The following is an 8,982-nucleotide window of genomic DNA, read 5'->3' on the forward strand; positions in this document are numbered from 1 at the left end:
CCAAGACTACCCGGTCTGGATCAAATACCCTCTCTAAACCTAATTTTTCAAATTCTCGGATGGCAACCGGTGCCGTAATATCGTTCCCCAACACCAAGTCCAATTTGGCATTTATCAATTGTCCCGGTTCTACCTTATCCAAACCGGCATGATAAGCCAGGATTTTCTCCGTAATCGTCATCCCCATGAGCTCTCTCCTCCCTTCAACCAATCATAAAGACTAACTGTTTACCGTACCTGCATTGGTAACCGTTATATCCTTCCTATCAAACACAATCTTGTTCAGGGCATTGATATAGGCCTTGGCACTAGCCTCAATAATGTCCGTACTGATGCCCCTGCCGGTATAAACTTTGTCTTCATGCTGCAACTTTACCGTAACCTCTCCCATGGCGTCCTTACCTCCCGTTACGGCATTCAACGAATAATGCTTCAGGCACACTTGAAGACCGGCAATTTTATCTATAGCCTTGAAAACAGCGTCAACCGGGCCGTCACCACAAGCAGCTTCTTCTCTCAGTTGATCTTCAACCCGTATACCGATGGTAGCCGTTGGTACCACCCGGGTTCCGGCTGAAATATGCAAATGTTCCAGTTGAAACTTCTCCGGAATTATACGAATTTCGTCCTCCACGATGGCTTCCAAATCTTTATCGGTAATTTCCTTTTTGCGATCGGCCAGGTTTTTAAAGCGAATAAACGCTTTATCTAATTCTGCCTCCGTCAGCCGGAAGCCCAGTTCTTCAAGGCGCTTCTTGAAAGCATGCCGTCCCGAATGCTTACCCAGGACAATATTATTCTGCACCAGACCGATCATGGCTGGGTTCATAATTTCATAAGTAGTTCTTTCCTTTAATACACCGTCCTGGTGAATTCCTGACTCATGGGCAAAAGCATTCCGGCCCACAATGGCCTTGTTAGGCTGAATCGGCATACCCGTGAGAGAGCTTACCAGCTTGCTGGTGCGATATATTTCTTCCGTCTTAATATTGGTTTCAAAACCGTAGTAGGCTTTACGGGTATACAGAGCCATAACCACCTCTTCCAGAGCAGTATTCCCCGCTCTTTCTCCAATTCCGTTGACAGCACACTCTACCTGCTGGGCACCGTTAACCAGAGCGGCCAGGGAATTAGCCACCGCCAGACCCAGGTCGTTATGACAGTGTACGCTCAGAACAGCTTTATCTATATTAGGTACTCTGGCTCGAATTTCGGCAATGAATTTGCCAAACTCGTCCGGGGTGGCATAGCCTACCGTATCCGGAATGTTAATGGTTGTGGCCCCTGCCTCAATAGCTGCTTCTACCACCTGGCAGAGAAAATCCAAGTCACTGCGGAAACCGTCTTCGGGAGAAAACTCTACGTCAGAAGTATATTTCTTGGCATGCTTAACCCCGTTAACGGCAGCTTCCAATACCTGTTCCCGGGTCATCCTCAACTTGTATCGCATATGTATCTCCGAAGTTGCAATAAACGTATGAATACGCGGCTGCTCGGCATCTTTTACCGCTTCCCAAGCCCGGTCTATATCTCCGGGTGAAATACGGGCCAGGGCGGCTATAACAGGCCCTTTTACGTTTCGGGCAATAGCTCTAACCGCTTCAAAGTCCCCGGGAGAAGCGATGGGAAACCCAGCCTCAATTATATCAACGCCCAATCGAGCCAGTTGCTGAGCAATCTCCAATTTCTCCTGAATGTTCAGGTTAACCCCAGGAGACTGTTCCCCATCCCGAAGCGTAGTGTCGAAAATATATACTTTCCTACTCATTCTGTTTTCCCTCCACATCACGATACTGAATCATCTCATCCAGTCCTTTAGCGGAAGGCACCATCGGATAAACCCACTCGTCGCGATCTATCACACATTCCACCAGGGTAAGCCTGTCGTTGTTAAGGGCTTCCTTGAGTACAGGAACTACCTCCTCCGGACTTTGGATGCGGTAAGCAGCCGCGCCGTAGCATTCAGCCAGTCGAACAAAGTCGGGGTTGCCCGTAAATTCCACCGCGGTATAACGCCGTTCACAGTAGAAGTGTTGAAGCTGCCTTACCATCCCCAACCCGCTGTTGTTAAACAATAATATCTTTATTGGGAGGTTATTTTCCATGGCCGTTGCCATTTCGGCCATGTTCATCTGAAAGCTTCCGTCTCCGGTTACTGCAATAACCAGGGCCTCCGGATTACCCAACTGGGCACCAATAGCAGCAGGAAAACCGTAGCCCATGGCACCTAGACCCCCGGAGGTCAAGAAGCTTCCGGGTCTGGCAAATTTATAAAATTGAGCGGCCCACATTTGGTGCTGCCCTACATCGGCAGTTACAATAGCCTGGTGATCAGTCAGACGCCCCAATTCCTCTATTACATATTGAGGACGCAATGTCTCCTTCTTGTTGCCGTACTCTAAAGGATACCGTTCTCTCCATTCGTTAATTTTGGCCAGCCACTCTTCGTTTTTCTTTTCCTCTACCAGAGCAAGAATACTCTGCAGTACCAGCTTGACATCCCCCACAATGGGCACGTTAACTTCTACGTTCTTTCCTATTTCCGCGGGATCAATATCCAGGTGAATAATTTTCGCCCTGGGCGCGAACTTCTCTACCAATCCGGTTACCCGGTCGTCAAACCTGACACCGAGAGCAATTAACAAATCTGCTTCGGTGACCGCGTAGTTGGCATAGGCAGTCCCATGTAATCCAAGCATGCCTAGAGAAAGAGGATGGTTTTCAGGAAAGCTACCTATACCCATTAAAGTGGTGGCCACCGGAATGGAAAGAGTTTCAGCCAGCTTGCGTAGCTCTTCCGTTGCTCCGGAACTTATTACACCCCCACCGACAAAAATTACCGGCCGCTCCGCCTCCTGCATCAACCTTGCAGCATTGCGGATCTGGTTAGGGTGCCCTTTGTAAGTAGGCTTGTAGCCTCGCAATTCTACTCGCTCCGGAGCCCCCCGGCTACATATACCTGCCGCCACGTCTTTGGGAATATCGATTAATACAGGACCGGGGCGGCCGGTGCGGGCAATATGAAACGCTTCTTTAACCACCCTTGGCAAATCATTGGGGTCTTTAACCAGATAGTTATGCTTGGTTATAGGAAAAGTGATGCCTGTAATATCAACCTCCTGAAAAGCATCGGTCCCGATCATGCTGGTAGGTACCTGTCCGGTAAGAACAACCAGAGGTATGGAATCCATATAAGCTCCAGCAATACCAGTTACCAAGTTAGTTGCGCCCGGTCCCGAAGTTGCCAGGCAAACTCCCGGTTTACCGGTTGTACGGGCATAACCGCTCGCCGCATGAACTGCAGCCTGTTCAAACCGAACCAAAACATGCCGTATGTTTGTCTCGTTTAGAGCATCGTAAATGGGCAGTACCGCTCCTCCAGGAATGCCGAATATTATCTCCACCTGCTCTTCTTCCAAAGTTCTGACCAACGCCTGCGCTCCCGTAATCCCCAAACCGAAAGCACCTCCCACTTTATCTTAATGCTCTCCCGCCCCTGACCATACCTATTGCTTAGGACCTCTCACCATAGCTATTTTTCCTGTCCGCACCAGTTCTTTTATCCCGAAGGGTCTGAGGGAGGCCTCAATAGCATTTATCTTACCCTCATCGCCTGTTGCTTCAATAATAAGAGTATTCCTGCCAATATCCACAATGCGGGCCCGAAAGATGTCCACAATCTGCATGATTTCTCCTCGTACCGAGGGATCAGCGTTAACTTTAACGAGTAACAACTCCCGGTCCACATATTCTTCTTCAGTAATATCACTGAGTTTTATAACGTCAATAAGTTTATGCAACTGCTTGCTAACCTGCTCTATCACCCGGTCATCCCCGTCCACTACAATAGTCATACGGGCAATATCCGGGTTTTCGGTTTGACCTACCGCCAGACTCTCAATATTGTATCCTCTGCGGCTAAACAGACCAGCTATCCGGGCCAAAACACCAGGCCTGTTTTCTACCAGCACCGCTAAGGTATGTTTCATGCTACCTACCTCCCCAGCATTTTATTGAGGGAGCCACCGGGAGGAACCATGGGAAAAACATTCTCTTCTCTCTCCACCCAGAAGTCCAGCAGGAAGGGCTTTTTAGTAGCCAAAGCTCTTTCTAGAGCCGGCCTTACCTCCTCCCGTTTGGTAACCCGTACGGCTTCAATTCCATAAGCCTCCGCCAGTTTGACAAAATCGGGGCCAAGTACCTCCGATTGCGAATAGCGCTTATTAAAGAATAATTCCTGCCATTGGCGGACCATTCCCAGGTACTGGTTATTGAGAATGGCAACTTTAATGGGCAGATTGTATTGAGCTATCGTGGCCAGTTCCTGCGAGGTCATCTGCACGCTTCCATCACCGGCGATATCGAAAACGGTAGCTTCCGGATGAGCTATTTGTACACCGATGGCCGCCGGCAATCCGAAACCCATGGTACCCAGTCCGCCGGAAGATATAAAAGAGCGCGGCTTTCGGCAACGGTAATACTGGGCGGCCCACATCTGGTGCTGCCCTACTTCGGTGGTAATATAAGCATCGCCTCGAGTTATTTCATAGATTTGTTCAATTACATATTGAGGTTTAAGCCTTCCATTATTATCGTCCTCATAATGTAAAGGATAACGACGACGCCATTCCTCAATGGTATCCAGCCAATCTCTCCTCTCCCTAGGCTCGACTAGTTTCAGCAGATCCCGCAGAGCTAGCTTTACATCTCCCACAATAGGAATATCCACAGGTACATTCTTGCCGATTTCCGCCGGGTCAATGTCAATATGGATAATGGTCGCGTTGGGTGCAAAAGTATCTACCCGACCTGTAACTCGGTCATCGAAGCGAACACCTACAGCCAGCAGGAGATCACATTCCGAAACCGCATAATTGGCATAACAAGTTCCGTGCATCCCCAACATCCCGAGACATAGAGGATGATCTTCCGGAATTGACCCCTTGCCCATTAGAGTGATAGTTACCGGGATGTTCAGCTTCTCAGCCAGTTCCAACAACTCCCGGTGAGCACCGGAGGCAATTACTCCACCGCCAGCATAAATGACGGGTTTTTTCGCCCGCATAATGGCTTGAGCGGCCCTGTTTATCTGTTTCCCGTTACGGTACGGTTTTAACTGATAACCGGGAAGATCAATTTCCGGAGGATACATGAATTCAGCTTTTTGAGTACAAATATCTTTAGGAATATCTATTATTACCGGTCCCGGCCGTCCCGTAGTCGCAATGTAGAATGCTTCCCTTACGATCCGGGCCAAGTCCTTGACGTCTTTCACCAGATAACCATATTTGGTTATCGGCAAAGTTATACCCGTTATATCAGCTTCCTGGAAGGAATCTTTTCCCACCATATCCAGACTGACCTGGCCGGTTATAGCAATGAGGGGAACTGAATCCATATAGGCATTAGCTATCCCCGTAACCAAATTGGTGGCACCAGGTCCTGAAGTAGCAATGCAAACTCCCGGTTTGCCGGTAGCCCTGGCGTAACCGTCAGCCGCATGCACGGCACCCTGCTCGTGACGGGTTAGAATATGCCGTATGTTAGACTCGTAAAGACAATCATAAATGGCTAAAACGGCCCCGCCAGGATAGCCAAAAACCGTGTCCACTCCTTCTGCTTCCAAGGCTTTTATTAAGATCTGGGCCCCGGTTAACACTTCCGGTTTGCTTAAATTCCCAAGATCCTTCACCTCCGACAGTTCTATTGCTTCCGTTACTTGTCTGACCGCCATTTCCATCTACCCCTTCAACCTAGCACCAGTATTAGCCGAAGTAACCAGTTGAGCATATTTTGCCAAATAGCCTTTCCTTATTTTAGGTTCCGGTGGTACCCAACGAGATCTCCGAGTGGCCAGCTCCTCCTCGCCGACCTCCAGTTCCAAAATCCCCTCATTTATATTAATTCTAATTATATCGCCTTCTTCCACTAGGGCCAGAGGTCCTCCCTCCGCAGCTTCAGGAGAGATATGCCCTATAGAGGCGCCCCGGGTTGCCCCTGAAAAACGCCCGTCGGTAATTAGAGCAACTTTATCATCCAATCCCATCCCGGCTACGGCAGAGGTAGGAGTGAGCATCTCTCTCATTCCCGGTCCACCTTTGGGACCCTCGTAGCGGATGACAATAACATCCCCCGGTTTGATTTTCTGTCCCAAAATAGCTTCTACTGCTTCCTCTTCCGAGTTGAACACCCGGGCCGGCCCCCGGTGAGAAAGCATATTGGGTGCAACCGCAGCTTTCTTTACTACTGCCCCGTCGGGAGCCAAATTTCCCCACAGGACTGCCAGCCCTCCCTGAGAGCTGTAGGGATTTTCTACCGGACGAATTACCTCCTGGCGCAGCACTTTTTTACCGGCAATGTTTTCCCCTATCGTTTTTCCGGTCACGGTAATACAGCTCAGGTCCAACAGATTTATCTTATTTAGTTCTGCCATTACCGCCGGTATGCCCCCTGCTTCGTTCAAATCTTGAAGGTGATATTCTCCTGCCGGACTTAACTTGCAAAGGTGGGGCGTCTTCTTGCTAATTTCGTTAACTAGGTCCAAGTCCAATTCTATTCCGGCTTCATAAGCAATCGCAGGCAGATGCAGGACCGTGTTGGTAGAACAACCCAAAGCCATGTCTACGGTTAAGGCGTTGTGGAAAGCTCCTTCCGTCATAATGTCCAGCGGACGAATATTTTGCTCCAGCAGTTTCATTACCTGCATCCCGGCTTTCTTGGCCAGTCTCTTTCGCGCGGCATGAACGGCCGGAATAGTTCCGTTGCCGGGCAGAGCCATGCCCAGCACCTCGGTAAGACAGTTCATGGAATTGGCCGTAAACATTCCGGCACAGGAACCGCATCCCGGGCAGGCCTCTTCTTCTATTTCCTTCAGTTCTTCCTCCGTTATCTTGCCGCTTCGTGCTGCCCCCACAGCTTCAAAAACATTACTGACGCTGATATCTTTGCCCCGGTACCTGCCGGCAAGCATGGGGCCACCGCTGATAAAGATGGACGGCAAATTTAATCTCGCCGCCGCCATCAGCATACCCGGGACCACTTTGTCACAGTTAGGAATAAATACTAACGCATCAAAAGCATGAGCCAGGGCCATTACCTCGATGGAATCGGCTATAAGTTCCCGGCTGGCCAGTGAATATTTCATCCCCAGGTGATTCATCGCCATCCCGTCGCAGACGGCTATGGCAGGAAACTCTAAAGGGGTCCCGCCGGCCATCCGTACACCTGCTTTCACCGCTTCCGCAATTTCATCCAGGTGAATATGTCCTGGAACTATATCGTTCTGAGAATTAACAATCCCTACCAACGGCCTGTTAATCTCCTCATCGGTTAATCCCAGTGCTTTCAGGAGAGAACGATGGGGAGCTTTCTCCAGGCCGGTTTTCATAGCTTCACTGCCCACGGTATCAGCCTCCTACGCTAAAGCAGCTTCTTCTACATCCTCCGCATAAATTTTGGGTCCGTCAACTTTAGTTAGCTCACGAAAATCTTTTATGAGCGCGGTAGTTATTTCTCCCGGTTCCCCGTTTCCTATAACCCTACCGTCCACCTTCACTACGGGAATAATTTCCGCTGCAGTTCCGGTAAGGAAACACTCATCGGCAATAAACAAATCAAGACGGGTAAATACCCTCTCCTCTACCGGGATCCCTCTTTTTCTGGCCAATTCCATAACTGTGTTCCGGGTAATGCCCTCTAGAATACCTACATGGGGGGGCGGTGTAATCAGTACCCCGTTTTTAACAATGAAAACGTTGTCGCCGGTCGCTTCCGCCACATAACCTTCATTATTTAGCATAATAGCTTCCGGCACTCCTGCCAGATTAGCCTCAATTTTGGCTAGAATATTATTAAGGTAATTTAAAGATTTAATGCGGGGATTCAGGGCCTCCGGTACGTTTCTCCGCGTAGGCACCGTAACTACTTCCAGTCCTTTTTGGTACAATTCTTCCGGATAGAGCTGTATCTTGGAGGCGATGCAGAATACCAAAGGCTTTGGACATTTACGGGGATCAAGCCCCAAGTCCCCCCTACCCCGGGTAACCACCAGGCGAATGTATCCGTCCCGTAAGTTATTGCGGCGGAGGGTTTCCAGAACCACTTCCTCCATTTCCTCTTCCGTCAGCCCAATATTCAACTGAATGCACCGGGCCGATTCATATAATCGTTTCAGGTGTTCCTTGAGCTTAAACACCCGCCCGTTGTAAGCCCTAATACCTTCGAAAACGCCGTCACCGTATAACAAACCGTGGTCGAAAACCGATACTTTGGCCTCTTCTTCCGGAACATATTTTCCATCAAAATAGATGATGAGCCCCATTTTCATCCCCCTTTGGCAGAAGATTATGGCGATTAGATTCAAAGAAAAGAATACCGGGCAACAGCTGCCTCCAGAGTATCACCCCCTGCAGAATCGAGCCGCGCTTATTGTATACAACCGCTACCTTATAAAAAAAGACCAGCAGATAAATCTGAAATTCACGGCGACCTATCCGCCGAGTCTTCAGAAGCCTCAGTCCCATTTCCCTGTAGAAAATCAATTATTAAAATTAAAAAACCCTCTGTCCGACAGTTATACTGTCAGGGACGAGAGGGACTCCCGCGGTACCACCCTGGTTGTTGCCAGAAGCAACCCCTTTGGCGCCGAAGCGGCACCCTAGGAGATAACGGCCAGCTCTATACAAAAATACCGACCGGCACCGCCTACTGGTATCCAACGTTCGGCGGCACAGCATTAGAGAGGGATATTATACGCCGCATTGGTACTGGCTTTCACCTTCTCCCAGCTCTCTGTAACCAAGAGGCGGCGCATAACGTGTCTCTCATTATCGCTTTTCCAAATATTCCATTGATATATTTAAACCCTAGTATATCTAACCCCATTTTCCCTGTCAAGACTTTCAACATAAAAAGCTATTTGCTTTGTAAAACATTTTGGGCATCTGGCAAGATAAGATTGGCAACGTTTCGAAGCAATTGAGT

Annotated in this window: 6 protein-coding genes and 1 pseudogene; all 7 read right to left on the reverse strand. The window is 49.1% G+C overall.

Annotation, left to right across the window (positions count from 1 at the left end):
• Positions 1–187, reverse strand: a pseudogene (locus KKC1_RS16750) (3-isopropylmalate dehydratase large subunit); the annotation flags it as partial.
• A 33-nt stretch (positions 188–220) separates the two neighbouring features.
• Positions 221–1,768 (reverse strand): 2-isopropylmalate synthase, encoded by a 1,548-nt coding sequence (locus tag KKC1_RS07670; protein WP_088553874.1) that lies wholly within the window; start codon positions 1,766–1,768, stop codon positions 221–223.
• Positions 1,761–3,455 (reverse strand): biosynthetic-type acetolactate synthase large subunit, encoded by a 1,695-nt coding sequence (ilvB, locus tag KKC1_RS07675; RefSeq protein ID WP_088553889.1) that lies wholly within the window; start codon positions 3,453–3,455, stop codon positions 1,761–1,763. Before ilvB (KKC1_RS07675) ends, KKC1_RS07670 begins: the two co-directional genes overlap by 8 nt.
• Positions 3,456–3,506: 51 nt before the next feature.
• Positions 3,507–3,989, reverse strand: coding sequence for an acetolactate synthase small subunit (gene ilvN / locus KKC1_RS07680; protein WP_088553875.1), 483 nt, complete (start codon positions 3,987–3,989; stop codon positions 3,507–3,509).
• Between the two features lie 5 nt (positions 3,990–3,994).
• On the reverse strand, positions 3,995–5,734 hold the full coding sequence (gene ilvB / locus KKC1_RS07685; RefSeq protein WP_088553890.1) for a biosynthetic-type acetolactate synthase large subunit: 1,740 nt from the start codon (positions 5,732–5,734) through the stop codon (positions 3,995–3,997).
• Positions 5,735–5,740: 6 nt separating this feature from the next.
• Entirely contained in the window at positions 5,741–7,402 is a 1,662-nt protein-coding gene (gene ilvD / locus KKC1_RS07690; RefSeq protein ID WP_088553876.1) for a dihydroxy-acid dehydratase, read from the reverse strand.
• 12 nt (positions 7,403–7,414) lie between these two features.
• Entirely contained in the window at positions 7,415–8,320 is a 906-nt protein-coding gene (gene ilvE, locus KKC1_RS07695; RefSeq protein WP_088553877.1) for a branched-chain-amino-acid transaminase, read from the reverse strand.
• Positions 8,321–8,982: the final 662 nt, after the last annotated feature.

The sequence above is a fragment of the Calderihabitans maritimus genome, assembly GCF_002207765.1.
Lineage (GTDB): Bacteria > Bacillota > KKC1 > Calderihabitantales > Calderihabitantaceae > Calderihabitans > Calderihabitans maritimus.

Excerpts from the sequence above, each read along its gene's own strand:
- KKC1_RS07670 (WP_088553874.1), bottom strand. The coding sequence starts at position 1,768 with ATGAGTAGGAAAGTATATATTTTCGACACTACGCTTCGGGATGGGGAA.
- ilvN (WP_088553875.1), bottom strand. The coding sequence starts at position 3,989 with ATGAAACATACCTTAGCGGTGCTGGTAGAAAACAGGCCTGGTGTTTTG.
- ilvB (WP_088553890.1), bottom strand. The coding sequence starts at position 5,734 with ATGGCGGTCAGACAAGTAACGGAAGCAATAGAACTGTCGGAGGTGAAG.
- ilvE (WP_088553877.1), bottom strand. The coding sequence starts at position 8,320 with ATGGGGCTCATCATCTATTTTGATGGAAAATATGTTCCGGAAGAAGAG.